The 20220-nt window shown below is 34.8% G+C and carries 18 protein-coding genes; 2 read left to right on the forward strand and 16 right to left on the reverse strand.

The annotated features are described in order from the left end of the window. Nucleotides 1-299 precede the first annotated feature (299 nt). The 3 genes from tkt to rpiB form a co-directional block, all read right to left on the reverse strand. Entirely contained in the window at nucleotides 300-2321 is a 2022-nt protein-coding gene (gene tkt / locus MHI02_RS16590; RefSeq protein WP_338113674.1) for a transketolase, read from the reverse strand. 133 nt (nucleotides 2322-2454) lie between these two features. Continuing rightward, the gene (glpX, locus tag MHI02_RS16595) at nucleotides 2455-3402 is read right to left on the reverse strand and encodes a class II fructose-bisphosphatase (RefSeq protein WP_060667665.1); all 948 of its coding nucleotides are present in this window, start codon (nucleotides 3400-3402) and stop codon (nucleotides 2455-2457) included. A gap of 26 nt (nucleotides 3403-3428) precedes the next feature. Next, nucleotides 3429-3920 carry a ribose 5-phosphate isomerase B gene (gene rpiB, locus MHI02_RS16600; RefSeq protein ID WP_047185651.1) on the reverse strand — a complete coding sequence of 164 codons (492 nt, stop codon included), beginning with the start codon at nucleotides 3918-3920 and terminating at the stop codon, nucleotides 3429-3431. A 285-nt stretch (nucleotides 3921-4205) separates the two neighbouring features. Between rpiB and MHI02_RS16605 the strand changes: the two genes are divergently transcribed. Beyond that, on the forward strand, nucleotides 4206-4976 hold the full coding sequence (locus tag MHI02_RS16605; protein ID WP_341166075.1) for a DeoR/GlpR family DNA-binding transcription regulator: 771 nt from the start codon (nucleotides 4206-4208) through the stop codon (nucleotides 4974-4976). Between the two features lie 212 nt (nucleotides 4977-5188). Here the strand turns inward: MHI02_RS16605 and MHI02_RS16610 are convergent, their stop codons facing one another. The 11 genes from MHI02_RS16610 to MHI02_RS16660 all read right to left on the reverse strand — a co-directional run bounded on the left by MHI02_RS16610 (nucleotide 5189) and on the right by MHI02_RS16660 (nucleotide 17025). Further along, nucleotides 5189-6202 carry a dihydroxyacetone kinase subunit DhaK gene (locus tag MHI02_RS16610; protein ID WP_341166076.1) on the reverse strand — a complete coding sequence of 338 codons (1014 nt, stop codon included), beginning with the start codon at nucleotides 6200-6202 and terminating at the stop codon, nucleotides 5189-5191. Between the two features lie 140 nt (nucleotides 6203-6342). Next, the gene (locus MHI02_RS16615) at nucleotides 6343-7647 is read right to left on the reverse strand and encodes an MFS transporter (RefSeq protein ID WP_341166077.1); all 1305 of its coding nucleotides are present in this window, start codon (nucleotides 7645-7647) and stop codon (nucleotides 6343-6345) included. Nucleotides 7648-7687: 40 nt separating this feature from the next. Further along, nucleotides 7688-8587, reverse strand: a complete 900-nt coding sequence (locus MHI02_RS16620; RefSeq protein WP_341166078.1) for a sugar phosphate isomerase/epimerase family protein — start codon at nucleotides 8585-8587, stop codon at nucleotides 7688-7690. Continuing rightward, entirely contained in the window at nucleotides 8584-9414 is an 831-nt protein-coding gene (locus tag MHI02_RS16625; protein WP_341166079.1) for a sugar phosphate isomerase/epimerase family protein, read from the reverse strand. The genes MHI02_RS16620 and MHI02_RS16625 overlap by 4 nt, the downstream gene beginning before the upstream one ends. Before the next feature lie 141 nt (nucleotides 9415-9555). Further along, nucleotides 9556-10359, reverse strand: coding sequence for a class I fructose-bisphosphate aldolase (locus MHI02_RS16630; RefSeq protein ID WP_341166080.1), 804 nt, complete (start codon nucleotides 10357-10359; stop codon nucleotides 9556-9558). A 461-nt stretch (nucleotides 10360-10820) separates the two neighbouring features. Next, nucleotides 10821-12089, reverse strand: coding sequence for a TRAP transporter large permease (locus MHI02_RS16635; RefSeq protein WP_341166081.1), 1269 nt, complete (start codon nucleotides 12087-12089; stop codon nucleotides 10821-10823). Between the two features lie 27 nt (nucleotides 12090-12116). After that, nucleotides 12117-12635 (reverse strand): TRAP transporter small permease, encoded by a 519-nt coding sequence (locus tag MHI02_RS16640; protein ID WP_341166082.1) that lies wholly within the window; start codon nucleotides 12633-12635, stop codon nucleotides 12117-12119. A 66-nt stretch (nucleotides 12636-12701) separates the two neighbouring features. Then, nucleotides 12702-13748: a TRAP transporter substrate-binding protein gene (locus MHI02_RS16645; protein WP_341166083.1), complete on the reverse strand. Its 1047-nt coding sequence runs from the start codon at nucleotides 13746-13748 to the stop codon at nucleotides 12702-12704. Between the two features lie 43 nt (nucleotides 13749-13791). Further along, nucleotides 13792-14811, reverse strand: a complete 1020-nt coding sequence (locus tag MHI02_RS16650; RefSeq protein WP_341166084.1) for a C-terminal binding protein — start codon at nucleotides 14809-14811, stop codon at nucleotides 13792-13794. Between the two features lie 713 nt (nucleotides 14812-15524). After that, nucleotides 15525-16088, reverse strand: coding sequence for a glycerol-3-phosphate responsive antiterminator (locus tag MHI02_RS16655; protein WP_341166085.1), 564 nt, complete (start codon nucleotides 16086-16088; stop codon nucleotides 15525-15527). 202 nt (nucleotides 16089-16290) lie between these two features. Further along, nucleotides 16291-17025 (reverse strand): IclR family transcriptional regulator, encoded by a 735-nt coding sequence (locus tag MHI02_RS16660; protein WP_341166086.1) that lies wholly within the window; start codon nucleotides 17023-17025, stop codon nucleotides 16291-16293. Nucleotides 17026-17230: 205 nt separating this feature from the next. Here MHI02_RS16660 and MHI02_RS16665 point away from each other — a divergent pair, with 205 nt between their 5' ends. Next, on the forward strand, nucleotides 17231-18163 hold the full coding sequence (locus tag MHI02_RS16665) for a dihydrodipicolinate synthase family protein (RefSeq protein ID WP_341166087.1): 933 nt from the start codon (nucleotides 17231-17233) through the stop codon (nucleotides 18161-18163). 216 nt (nucleotides 18164-18379) lie between these two features. On the opposite strand, the gene dhaL is transcribed toward MHI02_RS16665, so the two are convergent. After that, nucleotides 18380-19027, reverse strand: coding sequence for a dihydroxyacetone kinase subunit DhaL (gene dhaL / locus MHI02_RS16670; protein WP_341166088.1), 648 nt, complete (start codon nucleotides 19025-19027; stop codon nucleotides 18380-18382). Continuing rightward, complete coding sequence (locus MHI02_RS16675; protein WP_341166089.1) at nucleotides 19024-20046, reverse strand: dihydroxyacetone kinase subunit DhaK; 1023 nt, start codon at nucleotides 20044-20046, stop codon at nucleotides 19024-19026. Before MHI02_RS16675 ends, dhaL begins: the two co-directional genes overlap by 4 nt. Between the last annotated feature and the right edge of the window lie 174 nt (nucleotides 20047-20220).

Here is a 20220-nt window from a genome sequence, read left to right on the forward strand (position 1 = left end):
CTGATATCTTTCCAGCGTTTACTGATATATGGTGCATGAGTACTGATATCTTTCCAGCGTTTACTGATATATGGTGCATGAGTACTGATATCTTTCCAGCGTTTACTGATATATGGTGCGTGTGTACTGATATACGGGCGTGATTACTAATAAATGACGATCCAACGCTGATATCCCTATGCCGGAAGGGTCGGTTCCCCCGTCACATTCTCCACCAATCTTTAGAACAAAAAAAATAGTGAAATACTTTGTGCATTTAAACAAAGTACTTCACTATTATCTATTACGGAACATTCAACCTACACTTCGTTTACTAGCTCTTCAACCAGTTTTACTACATTTTCTACAGTAAACCCATACTCCTCCATAACTTTATTTCCTTCACCTGAAGCCCCAAAGGTATCAATCCCAAGCACTTTTCCTTCATCCCCAGTATAGCGTTCCCAACCAAATGGAGATGCCATTTCAACTACTAAACGTTTCTTCACTTGAGGGGAAATGACTGAATCTTTATATGCTTGATCTTGTTCTTCAAAGCGATCCCAAGAAGGCATGCTAACCACACGTACATCGATATTTTGAGATTTCAACTCATTTTGAGCTTTGATAGCTAGTTGAACTTCTGATCCTGTTGCAAGAATTAATGCATCAGGAGTTTCTTTTTCTGAATCACTTATGATGTAGGCACCTTTTTTCACACCTTCATAAGCGCGTTCAGCTGTACCTTTTAACGTTGGGAGGTTTTGACGAGTTAATACCAATGCGGTTGGTTTATCCGTTGACTCTACAGCTAGTCGCCATGCAGCCTGTGTTTCATTTCCATCGGCTGGGCGGATGAGTGAAACTCCCGGCATGGAACGATAGGATGCTAAATGTTCAACAGGCTCATGTGTTGGACCGTCTTCCCCAACTGCGATTGAATCATGTGTCCAAACGTAGGTTACAGGTGCTTTCATGATGGCAGATAACCGAACCGCTGGGCGTAAATAATCGCTAAATACAAAGAATGTACCACCGAACACTTTTAACCCGCCATGTAAAGCCATTCCGTTTAATGCTGCAGCCATTGCAAATTCTCTCACACCAAACCAAATGTTTCTTCCGGCATAATTTTCTCGTGAAAAATCTCCGCCATCTTTAATCGTTGTTTTATTAGATCCTGCTAAATCAGCACTTCCTCCGAAAAGGTTTGGAACTGCTTTTGCAATCGCATTTAGTACTTCTCCTGATGAAGCGCGAGTTGCTAAGGTGTCCTTATCAGATTCATAGATGGGCAAATCCTTTTCCCAATTCTCCGGTAATTCACCATTGATTGCTGTTTCTAATTCTAGACCGAGTTCTGGATATGCTTCTTTATAATCAGAAAGGAGCTTGTTCCATTTTTCCTCCGCCTTGATACCTTTTTCTACGACTTTTTCTTGAAAATCAGCATATACTTCCTCTGGAACGAAGAATGGTTCATGTGACCAATGGTAATTTTCTTTGGTTAATTTAACTTCTTCTTCACCAAGTGGTGCACCGTGGGCATCTGAAGATCCTGATTTATTTGGTGACCCATATCCAATGACCGTCTTTACTTCAATTAATGTTGGTTGAGCTGTGTTTTGTTTCGCTTCCTTAATAGCAGCTTTTAATTTATTGACATCGTTACCGTCTTCTACACGAATAACTTGCCAGCCATAAGCTTTAAAACGCTCTTCCACATTTTCAGAGAAAGATTTATTTAAATCTCCGTCTAAAGAAATATCATTAGAGTCATATAGCGTAATTAGTTTTCCTAATCCTAAATGACCTGCTAAGGATGCGGTTTCATGAGAAATTCCTTCCATTAAATCCCCATCACCTACAAGGGCATAGGTATAATGATCAACAACTGAAAAACCTTCTTTATTATATTTAGCTGATAGATGTGCTTCTGCCATTGCCATACCAATAGCGGTAGAAATCCCCTGACCTAATGGGCCGGTTGTTGTTTCCACACCGTCTGTATGATGCACTTCTGGATGTCCAGGAGTTCTAGATCCCCATTGACGGAAGTTTTTTAAATCATCCATGGAAACATCATACCCAGATAAATGCAATAAACTATATAAAAGCATGGAACCATGACCTGCGGATAATACAAAACGATCACGATTAAACCATTTCGAGTTTTTTGGATTATGGCTCATAAAATCTGTCCATAATGTATAAGCCATTGGAGCCGCACCCATTGGTAATCCGGGATGTCCTGAATTCGCTTTTTCAATTGCATCAATAGAAAGGGTGCGAATCGTATTAATTGATAGTTGTTCTACAGCTTGATTAACTGTCGTTGTCACCGTTATCATCCTTCCTTATGATAGTGTTTCAGTTTTTTAGGAACCTTCTTAGCACCTGCTATTGCCGCCTTTTCTAAATGGCTAATAGTACGAATACCAGCTGTGATGATTTCGATTTCAAAATCGTAGTTTACTAGAAAGGCTGTTTGATTGGATAGGTACTCTTAACATATCGGACTTGTTTTTCCCTACCATTAACAAGAATAGAATGGGTAATAAAGTTACTATATTCTGTTTCAATTCCATCAATAATTAAGTTATCGGTAATTCCTGTTGCAACAAACATACAATCATCCGAACTTACTAAGTCATCAATGGTTAAAACGCCTTCTAAATTAGTAATCCCCATCGCTTTACATCTTCTTATTTCATCATTGTTTCTTGGTAAGAGTTTTGCTTGCATTTCCCCGCCAAGAGAACGAATAGCAGCTGCCCCTAATACGCCTTCTGGTGCACCGCCAATGCCTAGAAAAATGTCAACACCTGAACGTTCAATACAAGTTGCTGTTGCATAAATGACATCACCATCATTAAATAATCGAACCTTTGCACCAGTTTCTCGAATTCTATCAATATATTCTTTATGTCTAGGTCGATCCTGTATAAACACATTTAATTCCGTAATTTCTTTGCCATTTGCTTTTGCTACTGCTTTCATATTGTCTTCAATTGGTGCATCTAAATCAATTTTCCCTTTCGCCCTTGGACCTACAGCGATCTTTTTCATATACATATCCGGTGCATGTAGTAAAGTTCCCTTTGGTGCAGCAGCAATGACGGTAATTGCATTTCCTTGTCCATTTACTGTAGGCGTTGTTCCTTCAATTGGATCTACCGCAATATCTACTTCATGACTTCCACCCATACCAAGCTTCTCTCCGATGTAAAGCATTGGTGCTTCATCAATTTCACCTTCACCAATAACAATCGTACTATGCATTTTCATTTTATTTAAATTCTCTCGCATTGCATTTGTAGCAGCTCCATCAGCTGCAATCTTATCACCACTACCAACCCATGGAAGTGCTGCAACTGCTGCTGATTCGGTTACCTTTAGAAAATCTAATAATAAGGATTGCATGCTCCCTCTCCCCTTCGTTAACACGTTTAGTTAACGCTACAATTACTTCCTGCTACTGCCTCTTTATAATTTTGGCTTACAAATTGTTCTTCTTTTTCAATAATTTTATCCACTTTACGTTTGGATCCTTCTGCCCACTCTACGTTTAAGTATGCTTCTACCACTTTTTTCGCAGCCTCAGGTCCAATAATTTGAGAGCCCATTGTGATAATTTGTGCATTATTACTTAATTGCGCTCTTTCCGCAGAATATACATCATGTGCTAAAGCTGCACGGATTCCAGGGTATTTATTTGCTGCGATACATACACCAATTCCAGTTCCACAGAAAATGATTCCTCGTTCTGCTTTCCCTTCACTAATAGCTTGAGCAATTTCAAAAGCTACGTCTGGATAATCTACAGCATCTTTAGAATGGCATCCATAATCAACTACTTCATGTTCTGTATCAGATAAAAATTCCTTTATTGTTTCTTTTAAATCAAATGCGTTGTGGTCACTACCGATTGCGAGTTTCATATAAAGACCCCTTTCATACATCAAAGTTATATTTTTCATTTACAGTTATATTTTATTACAAACAATCAATTTTATCAATTATTATTTTCATTTATTTTCAATTCGACAATTAACAATAATTCCATCTTATGAAACCAATTCATTGCTGTTTCATTTATTATGAGTAAAACTAGTAAATTTCAATTACCTTTATAAAAGGATATACTATGTCGAATTATTCAACATTTGCTTTCAATTCCTTTCGTGATATGATTAAATATATATTTAAATAACGGAGGTAACAGCATGACCAAAATGTTTGCAGAAGAGAGAAGAAAAGAAATCCTTTCTCAACTCCAACAGAAAAATCGACTAACTGTTAAGGAATTATCACAAACTCTAAATGTTTCCGGCGCCACCTTACGAACAGACTTGAATGAGATGGAAAAAGATGGACTACTTACCAGAACACATGGTGGCGCAGTATTAAATGATCGAACACTTTCAAAAAACACTTTTTCTGAAAGAGCCACTAAAAATATCGATGTGAAAAAAGCAATAACAAATAAAGCAATCCAGTTCGTTCAAAATAAAAGTAGTATCATCCTTGATGCCAGCACAACCGCATTAGAATTAGCACGATGTTTAAAGGATACAGACATGAGAATAACCGTTATTACAAACGGGTTAACTACTGCATTGGAGTTAAAAGAAAATCCAAATATTAATGTCATTTTAATTGGTGGCATCGCACGTATGGGCTCAATGGCACTAGAGGGTTTATTAGGTAAAACGATTCTGGATCAAATTAACATCGATATTATGTTCACATCTGCTAGTGGATTTACAATAGAAAAAGGCCTTACCGATTTCAATGTGTACGAAGTGGAGTTAAAAAAAATAATGGTGGAAAAGGCCGATAAAGTCATTGCACTCGTCGACCATACAAAAATTGGGGACAGTTCCATTGCGTCGTTTGCATCCATAGATAAATTGGATGCACTAATAACCGATGAAAAAATACCGGAGGAAATGAAAAAGACATTAGAGGATTCTCATATAAAAGTGATAGATTGAATTAAAAAGTAACCAACTTTTTTCGTTTAAAAATCACTACAAAACGAAGGCAACTGAAAAACCATTAGATTTTTTCAGTTGCCTTTATCCATCCCTCTTTTTTATTTTATATAGATTTACACGAAACTTGTCTGTTGATACTTATTTTTCCCCTTTGATTGGTAAAAAATAGAAGGATTAACATAATTTCATCTAATCTAATAATTTATTTCCTAGTATTTTACTGTTTCTTTATTTGGCAATTTCACATAGTACGGTGAAACAGCTGGAGCATCATATAGTTCTTGTAACTCTTTATCCAGTTCTAATAAAGTAATAGAAAATCCAGCCATCTCTTGGGTTGTAATAAAACTACCCACTTCCATATCATGAATTTTAATACCATTCTCATCTAATATTTGAGCGACTCGACGATTAACAATTAATAATTCCATTAACGTTGTCGATCCCAGTCCGTTTACTAGCACTGCAACATTTTTATCATTTTCAAGATTACTTTCACTTAGAAGTTTATCCATTAATAAATCAACCATTTTATCAGCAGGCATCATTTTCCTTGTCTCAATTCCAGGCTCACCATGAACTCCTAAACCTATTTCAATTTCATCATCGGCTATAACAAAAGGAAGTTCTGTAGCACCAGGAATTGTTCCCGGAGCTAACGCAACACCCATTGAAGTTGTGTAATCATTTGCCTTTTGCGTAATTCTTGTTACTTCGTCTAAAGAAAGGCCTTTTTCTGATGCAGCACCAGCAGTTTTCATGATAAAAATATCCCCAGCAATCCCTCTTCTATCATCTTTCCTGTCTGCTGGCGCAGAAGCAACATCATCACTGACCCGTACTGTTCTTGTTTCTATTCCTTCCATTTCAAGTAATTCAGCAGCCATATCAAAGTTTAGGATATCTCCAGCATAATTTCCATATACAAAAATAACCCCTTTACCTGAATCAATTTTCTTTGCGACCTCAACAATAGTATTTGGTGTCGGAGCTGCAAAGACATTACCTAAAGCAAGACCATCCGCCAAACCTGATCCAATTAGGTTAAAAAACAAAGGTTCATGTCCACTACCACCACCAACTAAAACTGCTACCTTGTCCTTTAATTCTTTTCGTACAATTCCCGTTACGCCCTCAACTTTTTCATATTCTTTATTCGCAACAAGAAAACCTTCAATTGTTTCTTCTACTACATTACTAGGATCGTTGATTACCTTTTTCATGTTTTTACCTCCATCAGAAGTTTTTAACCAAATGATTTACTATTTTCTAATGAGCTTCCCTTCATATCTCAACTGTCTATATCAAATTAGGGTATTTACAACCAGAGTAAATACCCTATGGATTAAACAGTTTAGTCTACTTATGCTGCTTTAGATTCCTGAATTGGCTTTTTAACAATTAGGAAATAACATAGAGCCGCACATCCTGCAATGATACCACCGCTAATAAATGCTAAAGAGTAAGAACCAGTAGCATCAACAATGATACCTGCAACAACCGGTGAAAAAGCTCCACCAAAGTAACCACCAAAGTTTTGAATAGAGCCAACAGATGCTACCATTGAAGAAGGTGCTACATCTGATGCCAATGCCCAAGCATTACCTGTAATTGACGAAATAAAGAATAATGCGATTGTCATTAGTGTTACAGTTAATCCAATTGTATTCGCAAATGGAATGAAAATAACTGTCGCACCTGCCATAACTGCACAGAAGCTTATAACAGCCTGTTTAGCTTTCATTGGTGCAAATTTTCCAGACTCCGTCATCTTTTTAGTTGTATAACCACCAATAATATTACCTAATCCCCCACCAATCCAAGGAATACTTGCAAGAAGACCTAATGCCGCAAAGGAAACATTAAACTCATCCAATAGATACAACGGTAGAAATACTAGGAAAATGTTCCAGATCCAAATAGTACAGAAATATCCCAAAATCATTCCCCAAACACTACGATATTTAAACAATGAAAACCAGCTAATCTTTCCAGTTGCTTTTTCTATTGCTTCCTCGCCATCTTGTTTAATATATTTATATTCTTCCTGCGTTAATCTTTTACTTCTTTCTGGATCATTATAGAACTTTAAGAAAATTCCTCCGAAAACTATTCCTAACAGTCCAGCAAAGTAGAACAGCTCTCTCCAACCAAATGTAGCCATAATAAATACTAGAATAGGTGGAGCAATTGCTGGCCCCCATTTAGTTGATGAATCCCAAATCCCTGAGATAAAACCACGTTCCTTCTTCGGATACCATTTACTGGTAATTTTTGCAGATGAAGGGAAACACGGTGCCTCTCCAACCCCAAGAATAATTCTTAATAGAACGAATACCCAAAGAGCACTAACCAAACCACCAGCAAAGGTAGCTAAACTCCAAACAATAAGTCCAATTCCGTAAATCTTTTTTGGCCCAAATTTATCTATAAGCCATCCCGAAGGCAATTGCCCAATGGCATATGCCCATGAAAATGCTGTACCTAATAGTCCAATATCTGTTGCAGTAAAATTAAGATCTCTCATTATTTCAGGAGCTGCAATACCTAAAATTGAACGGTCTAAATAGTTAATCATACCACCAATTAAAAGCCATATTACTACTGTATTACGAAACTTTTTTTGTGTTTGTGGAGTCTCCATTGAAGGTATAGGTTGTACATTCATCGTTAACACTTCCTTTCCATTTTTATATTGAAAGCTAGATTTATGTCGTTACAACAGCCTCAATTGCATCTATTAATATAGATTTTGTGCTTTTAGCACTTTCTTCCAAATACTCTTTACTTAATGTTCTAGCTTCTATCGCAACACGTAGGCCACTCCCTGTTCCAATATTCAACTTTTCAGTTGCTTTTAAAATTTCAATTATTTTTTGTGTTGTCAAAAAGCCTGGTTCTCCTATTGCCATATGATTATCTCCATATAACTCACTTGTTGGGTCCAACACGGCATTAGAGAAATGAATTTGATGAATAAATTCTTTTCCTACCTCAATCGCATCTATTACATTTTCACCGTTTAGTGCAGAATGAGCGGTGTCAAATGCAAGTCCAATATTTTGATAGCTTTCTTTCACTCTAGAAAACAATTGAACTGTCTCATCAACTGGACCTAAAATACGTTTCTTATGTGCAGTTCGATCTAAATGTTCTACTAGAACATTCATATTAAATTTTTCTGCTTCTTCACATAATGCGCAAAGACTTTCATAGAACCCCTCCAAACCTTCTTGCCTACGTTCTGGACCTGGGTCTATTCCCGGTACAAATGCAATATTTGATGCGCCACATTCAGCAGCTAAATAAATGTTATCTTTTAACTCTTGCACTGTTTTTAAACGTAAATTACGATCCAAAGAAGAGGCATCAAGATTATTACGATCGATTAAAAAGGTTAACCATTGGGTAATTACAAGGTTATTTGCTTCTTTAGTTTTATAAATCCGCCTTCTCTCTCTTTTATCCTGAATATCACCTATTTCAAAACTACGATAGAACCCTTCTTCTGTGTTTCTTTCAATAATATCTGCTGTGAAATCCCTTTCATCTTTCACCGGAAAATAGGTTTCAGCTAATAGTAGAGAAGGAATAATTGCTTTATTCATGACTGCTTCACTCCTTTTACAATAGGAAATACATTTTCTTTAAAATATTCATAGATACCATGGACACATCTGTCTGGATTTACTTTTGTCTCTTCCGTTTCTTCTTCTACCATAATCCAACCTTTATATCCATTATCATAAAGGAACTCTACAATTGCAGGATAATCAATATCTCCTGTCCCCATTTTCTTCCATTGAAGATCATTCGAACAATCTTTAAAGTGAACATGTCGAATGATAGATAGATTTTCTTTTATTACTTCAAATGGTTCCATACCTCCAGCTTTGATATGACCACAATCAGGTGTGTATCCAATGTATCTTGTGTCTAACCCGTCAAACAATACTTTGTAATCTTCTTCTGTTCTAAAATATGAGGTCTCCGGAGAAGCCGGATGGAATGAAGCTGTAATACCATTTTCATGAGCTCGTTTACCTACTTCATTTGCACACTTAATAATTTGTTTTTGCCTCTCTAGTAATCGCTCTCTATTTGGACCTACGCGTGATGGTAGATTCATAATCGCGCCAGGAAAGTGTTTCAAAAAGTTAATATAAAAATCTGCCTTTTCTCTTTCTTCAGCGGATTCCTCATCACCTTCCCAAGTAAATGGTACGGTTATAGATGCTAGTTCGACACCTTTACTAGCCAGTTTTTCCTTAAATTCTTCGGGACTGTCTTTATATTTACCAAGTAAAGGTACTTGAATATCTAACCCCTTAAAACCAGATTCACTTACGACATCAATAATGTGATCAATAACGTCCACTTCTTTGTCATAATCTAACACCCAAGTTGAAGTATGACAACCAAATTTAATCGTCATTGTAATTCCTCCTATTATTATATTTTGATAGCACTTACACACTATTTCTATTGAGGGCTAATCAATTTTCCTTTTTACGGTAAACAAAATATGATTTGGATTGTTTATAGACTTTTTTATTTAGTATAGTTAGGTACTTCACTAAATCTTTAATGCTCTTTCTCTTTCTAATTCCATTTTATAGACTTCAGCTGCTTCTTCAGCTGTTCCATTTTTGTGAATGATAGTATTTAAGGCTGCAACAACACCAACAGGACTTTGATTCAATGTTATTTTTCTTCCTACGGCAACCCCTTTCGCCCCTACATCCATACAATGTTTTACATAATTAAAATAACCATAAATGTCATTTGTTTCCGGTCCCCCCAAAACCAGGACAGGTTTTTTGGCTGCTTCAATTATTTCAATATCCTGTGATTGACCTGTTAATCTTGTTTTTATAATATCGGCACCAAGTTCTGTACCGATTCTTGCAGCATCTGCAAGCTTCTTCACTCTATTGGATTCTGTAGTAGTTATATGATAACTGTATGGAAGTGTTTCACACATGAAAGGAACACTCCAATAATCAGCATCTTTTGCAAGTTCCCACGCAATCTTATGGGAGTTTGCTTCGTTTTCAGATCCCGGAAATGTCATTGAAACAACTCCGTCTGCTCCTAATCTAACCGCATCTTCCACTGAATGAAGTTCCGTAGTATATGGAACAGATTCTTTAAAGATATTAGTTGATAAATCTGCTCGAAGTACAACTCCTAAGTCAGAGAATTCAGATTCATACATTTTTGTAAGTCCATAGGTAGTAATTACTGCATTCAACCCATTTTCAACTAGCCGTGGAAGGATTTGTATTGTTTTTTCAATTCCACTCGTTTTTGTTGAAAAATAATAGGCATCCAATGCTAGGATTATCGATTTTCCATCGCTAGAAAATAATTTTGACATTCTTCTCCCCTTTGACATGATTCCACTCCTTTTATTCTTTAGTTAAGAATGCAAAAATCCCCCACAAACCATGTCAAATCAATTAGTAATTGACAATCTTTTTGTGGGGGATCTCTATTCACAAACCCATTCATCAATATTTTGTTTTGTTACTCTTATGTTAACGCTTTCCCACGTAAAAGTCAAGATGTTTTATTGAATTCTTTTGAAGGTTATTTTCATATTTTCTTAAAACCATTCATATTCTTTCGTTTATTACATGATTCTCAATTATTCTTTTAATCTTGTTGTAACACCATAAAATAATTAATTATAGTTATAACTAATTTTAAAGGTCTCTTTCGCTAGCAATGTCAAATAAACGGAATACAAGTAACTTAGTAATTTTGGGAAGGATAGTGAATAGCTTTATTGTTAATAAACTATAATACTCTAATACACATAAGGTTCGTTAAACCAAACTATAAGAATAATAATGATAGTTGTGGTAAAAGAATGATTAGTATTAACGATATTACCATAGCTATGAAGAATGGAATAACCGTTTTCGAAATTGCTCCGATTGAAAAACCCGATATTCCAGAAGCTACAAATAAATTTACTCCTAAAGGAGGAGTAATAAATCCAATAGCTAAGTTAACTACCATAATAATACCAAAGTGAACTGGATCATATCCGATTTGAACAGCAACCGGTAATAATATCGGTGTTAAAATAATGATTGCCGCTGTAGTATCCATAAAACATCCAACAATTAATAAAAATACTGTTATTAACGCCATTACTACAAGTGGATTTTCGGAGATAGCTAACATGGCCTCAGCAATTTTAGTTGGAATTTGTTCAATTGTAATAAATTTACCAAAAGCAGTTGCGGTACCGACTATAATCATGACTACTGCGGTTGTTAACGATGATTCTATCAAAATTTTAGGGAGATCCCGAAATTTTAATTCTTTATATATGAATAGACTTACAACCAAACCAACTGCAACCGCAATAGCAGCGGCTTCTGTTGGTGTAAACCAACCTGTATAAATTCCGCCTAGGATTATTACTGGAATTGCCAGAGCCCATGTTGCATTCAAAAATGATTTTACAATATTTTTTAAAGAAGTTGGTTCATCGGATCCCATGTATCCTTTTTTCTTAGAATAAATATAAGCCCAAACCATCATTCCAAGACCAACAATGATTCCAGGAACAATACCCGCAATAAATAAATCTCCGATAGATACAGATCCACCTACTCCATACATAATCATAGGGATACTAGGTGGAATTATTACTCCAATTGAACCAGCTGCTGCTACGATAGCAGTTGCAAATTTTTTGTCATACCCCACATTAACCATTGCCGGTATCATAATCGTACCTATTGCAGCAACAGTTGCTGGTCCCGAACCGGATATAGCGGCGAAGAACATACAAGTAATAATTGTAGCAATAGCAAAACCACCTGTTTTATTTCCAACAAATGAATTGGCAAAGCGAAACAAACGATCAGAAATCCCACCTTTCCCCATAATCTCTCCTGCTAGAATAAAGAAGGGAACAGCAAGAAGTGGGAAGTTATCGATAGATGTAACCAATTCTTTCATTAAGAAGTCAACTGGTATTGATTGAAACATGAATAACGTTATAAGAGCTGCTATACCTAAGGATATACCGATAGGGACATTGAGTAATAAGAACGCAGCAAAACTACCAAACAATACTGCTGTTGCCATAATATAAAAACCTCCTCCAAGCAAAAACTATACACTTTTTTTATGTTCTGTAACCCCAATATTGCCCTCCTCATTTGAAACAAGGGTTTTAAATTGAATCACTAATTGTTGAATTAATCTGATGATTGTTAACCCAAAACCTAATGGAGTTGCAACATAAACAAGCCCCATGGGAATTCCCATAGCTGGAGAAGCCTGACCAAATTGTAATAATGTAGAGGCTATATCGTAGCCATAATAAACCACAAATAAGCAAAAAACTAAAAATAATAGATTAGAAATTATTAATAAAACCGTATGAGCTTTTCCTTTTAGAAAAACGGTTAAAACATCTATACTTATATGACTTTGTCTTTTTACACCGTAGCTAATTCCTATATAGACTAACCATATAAAGCAATATCTTGCTAATTCTTCAGACCATGTTAATGAGTTACCAGTAATCCTCATAAAAACTTGAAGAACAATAACCGTTACCATCACCGTTGAAATTAAGATAAGTAGGACCTCTTCTATATATCGATCTATCCATTTTATTATTTTCATGGAATTCACCTCTTCCCCTAAAGAATAGGGAAGACTTTGAAAATAATTCCAAAGTCTTCTATTAATTTACTTACTTGCTTTCTCTACTGCATCATAAATTGCATCAACAATGTCTTCCCCAACCACATCCGAGTGCTGATCTATAACCGGCTGAACTAATTCTTTCATTTCGTTTCTTGCTTCCTCTGAAACCTCTGTAAATTCAATCTTACCAGAATCAATAATTTCTTGGAGATATTCCTGTACTTGTTCTTGGTTTACTTCTCTTTGGTATTTCCCAGCTTCAATAGCTGCTTCTTTAACAATTCCTTGTTGCTCTTCTGTTAATTGGTCATAAAAATTCTTGCTTAACAATACTAGATACGGACTGTAAACATGTTGAGTATCAGACATATATTTTTGAACTTCAAAAAATTTATTTAAGTAAATTAATGGATATGGGTTTTCTTGCCCATCAACAGCACCCTGTTGTAAACCTGTATATAGTTCTGTGAATGCCATTGGTGTTGGATTTGCTCCTAGTGCTTTAAATGCATCAATATGAACATCATTCGACATTGTTCGTAGTTTTAACCCCTCAAAATCCTCCGCTGTTTCAATTTGCTGGACATTACTTGTTACGTTACGGAAACCATTTTCCCAGAATCCTAATCCAATCATATTTTTTTCCGGAAATTTATCTAATATTTTTTGCCCAGCTGGTCCATCCAGTACTTCATACGCTACTTCATTACTAGGAAAGATGAATGGAAATTCAACAATCGCTGATTCTGGAACAAACGGAGTCACATTACCAACTGAAACAATTGCCATTTCTTGTGTCCCTAGCTGTACTGCTTCCGTCATGGCACGGTCATCACCAAGTTGACCACTATGGTATAGCTCTACCTCAATTGCACCTTCAGCTTTTTCTTCTACTATTTCTTTAAATTTTTCTAAACCCTTATAAGAAGAGTGGTCTTGAACAGAACCAGTTGCAGCTCTTAATTTCAATGTTTCCCCACTTTCACTTGTTGATCCACCATCTCCAGAAGTTTCATTATTACTTCCGCCACAAGCTGAAAGAATACCTAATATTAGGACAATTAAACTTGTAAATATAAGCTTTTTCATTAATATTCCCCCGTAAAAGTGTTTTTTTTAAATAGACGAAGTACTAATATCCTAGATTCTTATAATGACTGTCCTCCGTAAATGGCTTAAGAGAAAGTTGCTCGGATACGTTTTTATTAAACAGATACTTAGGAGTTTGGCTATAAACTAAAACATCCATTAAAGCTAATGCTGTCTTAGACCTTAATTCAGCGTAAGCCTCTTCAGAGTATCCGGCCATATGAGGAGTAAGCGTTACTTGATCCAATGTTAAGAATGGGTGTCCTGAACTAATAGGCTCCTTATCTAGTACATCAAGTCCTGCACCAGATACTTTACCAGTTTGAATTGCATCAATTAATGCACTTTCATCGATGACTGGGCCCCTAGCTGTATTTACTATATATACCCCATCTTTCATTAAATTGAATTGATCCTTTCCAAGCATTCCTTTAGTAGAATTTGTTAATGGCGCGTGAACCGAAATAACATCTGCTTGCTCACATAGTTCATTTAACGATACAAGTGTTGCTTTATTATCTTTTACAACCTCTTCTGAGATAAATGGGTCGGATACAATAACATTCATACCTAAAGCTTGTACTTTTTGTGATAATCTTCTTGGTATGTTTCCAAAGCCAACTAAGCCTATTGTTAAAGTTCTAAGTCTACGTATAGGTTTAGTAACTGCATAATCCCATACACCGTTTTTCACACTTTTATTAGTTATAGTTACTTTTCTTAGAACATTCATTATTAGTGCTAGTGCGTGATCAGATACTTCATCAATCCCATAATCAGGTACATAACCAACAGGAATTCCTTTTTCTGTTGCCGCTTCTATATCAATGGTATCAACACCAACACCGTAACGGGCAATGATCTTACAATTTTCTAATGATTCAATTACTCTTCGCGAAATAGGAGCATATTGATTTATAATGCCATCCGCATCACGGCAAAATTCAATAACTTCTTCTTCCGTTTTACATTGACCATATACCAATTCAACATCTGAATGGTTTAAAACTTTCTCTTCATATTTTAAGTCTCCAAATTCAAAATCTGTTATTACTACTTTCATTTTACTGACCTCCATTGGTTCAAAATTAAATCGTTCTAACAGCATATCTGATAATTGGCAAATAGTTTTTACTACTTCAGTAGGACCATTCCACTCATTTTTATAGGATTTTTTTCTTTTTAAAGTATTGTCAAGGTTTTGTCCGTTATGTACAGGAAAATTCATTACAAAAAATAGGAAATTACTTTAAAAATTTATATAGTAATCTACTCTTTTAACTTTCCGGGATTATTTTTATATTTTCCCAATAAAACAACTTGAACATCTATAACGTTAAACCTTGATTGCTTACAACTTCTTTTAAGTGACCTAAATTATCAGTTTCTTTAACATAATCCAATGTCCACGACAACCTGATCTAATGGCGTTTAAATCCCCCCCATTTTTTATTCCTGATAGTTATCGGTAATTAAAATCAGTTTAGGCAAACGCTTACAAACAATTATAGCGTATTTCCTTCTACTTTATTATTATCATAAAGTTTTAATTGCCTCTTTATAAACTATCATTATATTCTAAATTCTATCATTACTTTTTCACTTGTCAATATTTACTTTTACTTTGAAAACCAAAACAAAATATATCAAAACAACATGAATAAAAATTAGTTGATCTAATGCTAATACGATCAATAGACTTCTCATCATCAAAAAGATACAAAAATCCCCCACAAAATGACAATTAAAAATTGACTATTTGTAGGGGAACTCAATTCACAAACCAATACTCCATAATCTTTTTAGGCTAGTGGTAATTCCATAAACTCCGCATTCTTTAGCTTTATAAATTAATTCTTCATTATCAATAAAACCGCTTAATATATACGGTACGTTTCGGATTTCCTTAAAGTTCTTAAAATATTTTAATCCATAATATGTTGGTCTTAATTCAATCATATCCGCTTTTGTATCCTCAATAAATTTTAAAGATGATTTTAGAGAAAGTGAATCTTCTAAAACAATATGCTGGATTGTCGTTAAACCAACATTATTTGCTAGATTTATTTTGGATGCTCCTCTTGCAATGACTACATCTACCCTAAATTGCTGTTTTAACAGTTTAATTCCCAAAGTGTCAGTGCTAAGCCCCCCCACTAAATCCATGTTTACGATTACTTTTTTACCTGATTGATGACATAACTTAACCAAATTTTTTAAATTTCCAATATGGGTTTCTGATAATAAAATGTATTCATTATCCAATTTCAAAGCATATTCTAACTGTTTTAAATTTAAAATAGATGGAATGATATGAAACTGGGAATTTGAAACTGACACTATATCACTCTCCAGGATATTACTTTAATATTATAAATTAAATTATACAAGGTATCGTATTTATGCTATTATTTAACTTTTTACATAAAAAGGAACAGCATAAACTACCCCTTTTTAAATTGTCGTGTAGACCTACCTTAATTCCTTACCCATGGCCCCCCCATCCACTTCAAAGTTAACTGCAGAAAAATATTCTTCGACTTTATCCTTTACATGTAATAACAACTCTGTGGTAAGTTCTATTTTTTTCCTTTGTAATACGAAAAGTAGGAATGCTAACACTAATAGCTGCAACTGGTTTTTCATTAACATTTAAAGGCACAGCATAACAACATACATGCTTTGTTATTTCTTCTATTTCCGATGCTATATAATCTATTTTCACTTTCTTCAACTGCTTTTCTAATGTATCAAAATCTGTTACGGTATTTTTAGTAAATCGCTTCAAACCCTCAGGAAACAACAACTGTAATTCTTCTTTGTTATATTGATATATTAATGCTTTACCTAGTGCTGTACAGTATGCGGGCAAGCGTTTACCTACATATGATACTAAACGTATATCATTGTCTTTATTAGGGTCTTCTTTTAACAAATATAAGACATTACCTCCATCTAATATACCCATTTGACTTGTTTCACCAATTCTATTAACGATATAATTCATTTCCTTTTTGATAAATTTAATCATTTCTTCATTATTTAAATAAGAAGCGCCAATACCTAAAGTAGAAATTCCCAATGTGTATTTTAGTGTTGATTTGTCTAAATGAATGAATTTACGATCCAACATTGTTTGTATAATCGGATAAATAGTACTTTTGGGAGCATGAATGGATTGAGCTATTTCTGTTAAAGTAATCCCATCACGTTTTTCAGATAATAACTGTAAAATATTAAGGACTCTTTCCGTTGGTTTATGTGTCGATGATTTCATTTCAATAACCACCATTCAATATATACATTGTCTATTAATATTAGCAAAAACTATTATTTGTATCAATTGTAGGAATATTCCCCCTATTGATTATTGACTAAAAAAAGCGACGATGATATTATTATATTAATGTTCATATATACAAAAACAATTCGTATATACGAATGATTACTTAAATTTTAATTTTAAATCGGGGTGAGAAAAAATGTTCAAAAAAGCACAGTTTTTAACACCAGTTGTAACCGCTTTTGATGCAGATGGCAATTTGGATATCCAGGCTAATAAAAATATTTATGACAATCTTATCGATTCTGGAATTGACGGATTAGTTATAATGGGCAGTACAGGAGAATTTTTTGCTATGTCAACTGTCCAACAGAAAGAATTGATTGATTTAGCAGTTAACTATGTGAATAAAAGAACGAAAGTATTTATCGGTACAAGTTGTATGTCCGTAGAAGATACCGTTAATCTTTCCAACTATGCATTAGAGGTCGGTGCTGATGCTGTTATGATTATTAGCCCATATTATTTTGCACTTTCTGATGAAAGTCTTGAATATTATTATGATGAAGTGGCAAAATCTGTAAAAGGAGATATCTATCTGTATAACTACCCTCAACGTACAGGACATGATTTATCAGCTGAAGTTACATTAAATCTTTTAAGAAAAAACAAAAATATTGTCGGTTTTAAAGATACCGTTGTTGAAAATGGCCATACTCGAAAATTAATTCAAGAAGTTCGCAACGAGTTTCCTGACTTTGTTATCCTTTGGGGATTTGAAGAAAACACACCACACAATATTTTAAGTGGAGGAAACGGATGTATTGGCGGACTTTCCAATCTTTTCCCTGAGTTATTTTCAGGATGGATAAAAGCAATTAACGAACAAAACATAGAGAAAATTGCCAAAACCCAAAGAATTGTTGATAGATTATCAGCACTATACGATATCGGAAGCCCCTTCATACCTATTTTAAAAAAAGCAATGGTACTTAGAGGCAAAGTAGAGATGAACGACTATTGTAAAAAGCCTTTTATTTCAGCTGATAAAAAGCAAACAGAAGAGATTAAATCAATTGTTGACGATGTTGAGAAAATGTTACAAGATATACATGTCCCAGGCATTGTTTAATTTTTAAATATATTAAGGATTTATAGCCCCATAACTATGAATAACGGGGCTTTTTCACTTGTTGTACCTCCCTTTCAAATTCAAAATTACAAACGGTACAACAAAAATTAAATTATTAAAAGCAAAAATAAGCGCGGAACACTTCACCAAATTTATTTTGGTGGGTACCGCGCTCATTTATTATAATTTACTAGAGAGTTGTTTAAAATCTGTAATTTATGAGTGGCTTTCTACCCATTCTCTCATCGATTTGAAAATAATCCATACAGAAGTAGCTCCTGCATCTTGGTGACCAATTGCTCTTTCACCAAGTGATTTTGCTCTTCCAAATTTAGCAACATATTCTTTTGTATCTTCCACACCTATTTCAGCACCAGCTTCTGCATTTTTAAGTGCTTCTAGTAGACTAGCAGATGATTCAGCACTTTCCCTTAAAGCACGAGCAGCAGGATCTAATGCATCAATCATTGTTTTATCTCCAACATTTGCTTTCCCACGTTCTTTAATCGCTTCTAGTGATTTTTCAAAAATCTCAGCAAGTGTTGGAACATCTAATTCTTCCTTTTTGTCTAATTGCTTCACACCACCAAGAAACATCGTTCCAAAAATGACACCAGAAGCACCACCCATTGATTGTACCATGGACATTCCTTGTGCCTTAAACACGTCATTAATGGTTGCAAAATCTTTATCTTTTAGGTTTTCTTCTGCTTTTGTAAAACCTACTGCCATTCCGATTCCGTGGTCCCCATCACCAATGGCGCTATCTACTTTTGTTAAAAATGGCTTGTTTTCTCTCACTTTTTCTCCTACATATAATAACATGTCTTTTACTTGAGCAGCATTTAATGTGTTTATTGTCATTTTAATTCCCCCACTAAAATTTGTTTATTATTTTTAATATAATATGGTGAATATGCTGGTGCGTCATATAGTTCCTTTAATTCTTCATCTAGTTTTAGTAGACTAATAGAGAATCCACCCATTTCTTGGGTTGTACAATAACTATTTACATCCATGTCATGAATTTGAATGCCTTTCTCTTTCAAGATTTGCCCAACTTTACGGTTTACAATAAATAATTCCATTTGTGTAGTGGAACCTAAACCATTTACAAGTACTGCAACTTCATCTCCAGACTTTAACTCACTTTCCTCTAGTAGTTTATTCATTAGTTTCGTTACTAATTCATCAGCAGGTAATAATTTAGTTCTTTCCATCCCTGGTTCACCATGAATACCCATCCCTAATTCAATTTCATCATCTGCAAGTGTAAATGTAGGCTCACCGGAGTCAGGAATCGTTCCTGGAGATAGAGCAACACCAATAGATAATGTTGAATCATTTGCTTTTTGTGTTACTTCTGTCACTTCTTCTAATGATAAACCTTTGTCTGCAGCAGCACCCGCTACTTTAATAACAAACACATCACCGGCAATCCCTCTACGGTCACTCTTTCTTTCTACTGGTGCTGAAGCTACATCATCGGTAACTGTTACTGTACGTGTTTCAATATCTTCAAATTCTAATAATTCTGCAGCCATATCAAAGTTTAGTATATCGCCCGCATAGTTTCCATAGATAAACAGGACGCCTTTCCCTTTATCTACTGCTCGAGCAACCTCTTGTACATTATTTGGGGTAGGGGCTGCGAATACGTTTCCAATTGCAACACCATCTGCCAAACCGTTACCTACAAGTCCAAAAAATAGTGGTTCATGTCCACTACCTCCACCTGTAACAATCGCTACTTTATCTTTAAGGTCTTTTTTTATGATTCCGTTTACATTATCAAGTTTAGTATACGAATGGCCGTACGCTAACATAATACCTTCCAACATTTCGTCAACGACTTTTTCTGGGTTATTCATAACTTTTTTCATTTAAGAAACCCCTTTCTTTTCCTTTTAGCAGTTGTTTTTATTTGTTTTCATTCATTATAATATTATTAGTGTTTTGTGTCAATTGATTATAAATAGATAGTTGTCCTCTTTTTTGTCCAATAAGAGAATTCATTTTTTGAAATTATCTATTGTAATTATACTTTTTTATACAAA

The sequence above is a fragment of the Oceanobacillus sp. FSL K6-0118 genome, from assembly GCF_038006665.1.
Classification (GTDB): domain Bacteria; phylum Bacillota; class Bacilli; order Bacillales; family Amphibacillaceae; genus Oceanobacillus; species Oceanobacillus caeni.

Coding starts and splice junctions, on each gene's coding strand:
- MHI02_RS16640 (WP_341166082.1), bottom strand. CDS start 12,635: ATGAAAATAATAAAATGGATAGATCGATATATAGAAGAGGTCCTACTT.
- MHI02_RS16630 (WP_341166080.1), bottom strand. CDS start 10,359: ATGTCAAAATTATTTTCTAGCGATGGAAAATCGATAATCCTAGCATTG.
- rpiB (WP_047185651.1), bottom strand. CDS start 3,920: ATGAAACTCGCAATCGGTAGTGACCACAACGCATTTGATTTAAAAGAA.
- MHI02_RS16650 (WP_341166084.1), bottom strand. CDS start 14,811: ATGAAAGTAGTAATAACAGATTTTGAATTTGGAGACTTAAAATATGAA.
- MHI02_RS16625 (WP_341166079.1), bottom strand. CDS start 9,414: ATGACGATTAAATTTGGTTGTCATACTTCAACTTGGGTGTTAGATTAT.
- MHI02_RS16615 (WP_341166077.1), bottom strand. CDS start 7,647: ATGAATGTACAACCTATACCTTCAATGGAGACTCCACAAACACAAAAA.
- MHI02_RS16620 (WP_341166078.1), bottom strand. CDS start 8,587: ATGAATAAAGCAATTATTCCTTCTCTACTATTAGCTGAAACCTATTTT.
- MHI02_RS16635 (WP_341166081.1), bottom strand. CDS start 12,089: ATGGCAACAGCAGTATTGTTTGGTAGTTTTGCTGCGTTCTTATTACTC.
- MHI02_RS16645 (WP_341166083.1), bottom strand. CDS start 13,748: ATGAAAAAGCTTATATTTACAAGTTTAATTGTCCTAATATTAGGTATT.
- dhaL (WP_341166088.1), bottom strand. CDS start 19,027: ATGACAATAAACACATTAAATGCTGCTCAAGTAAAAGACATGTTATTA.
- MHI02_RS16610 (WP_341166076.1), bottom strand. CDS start 6,202: ATGAAAAAGGTAATCAACGATCCTAGTAATGTAGTAGAAGAAACAATT.
- MHI02_RS16675 (WP_341166089.1), bottom strand. CDS start 20,046: ATGAAAAAAGTTATGAATAACCCAGAAAAAGTCGTTGACGAAATGTTG.
- glpX (WP_060667665.1), bottom strand. CDS start 3,402: ATGCAATCCTTATTATTAGATTTTCTAAAGGTAACCGAATCAGCAGCA.
- MHI02_RS16660 (WP_341166086.1), bottom strand. CDS start 17,025: ATGAAATCATCGACACATAAACCAACGGAAAGAGTCCTTAATATTTTA.
- MHI02_RS16605 (WP_341166075.1), top strand. CDS start 4,206: ATGACCAAAATGTTTGCAGAAGAGAGAAGAAAAGAAATCCTTTCTCAA.
- MHI02_RS16665 (WP_341166087.1), top strand. CDS start 17,231: ATGTTCAAAAAAGCACAGTTTTTAACACCAGTTGTAACCGCTTTTGAT.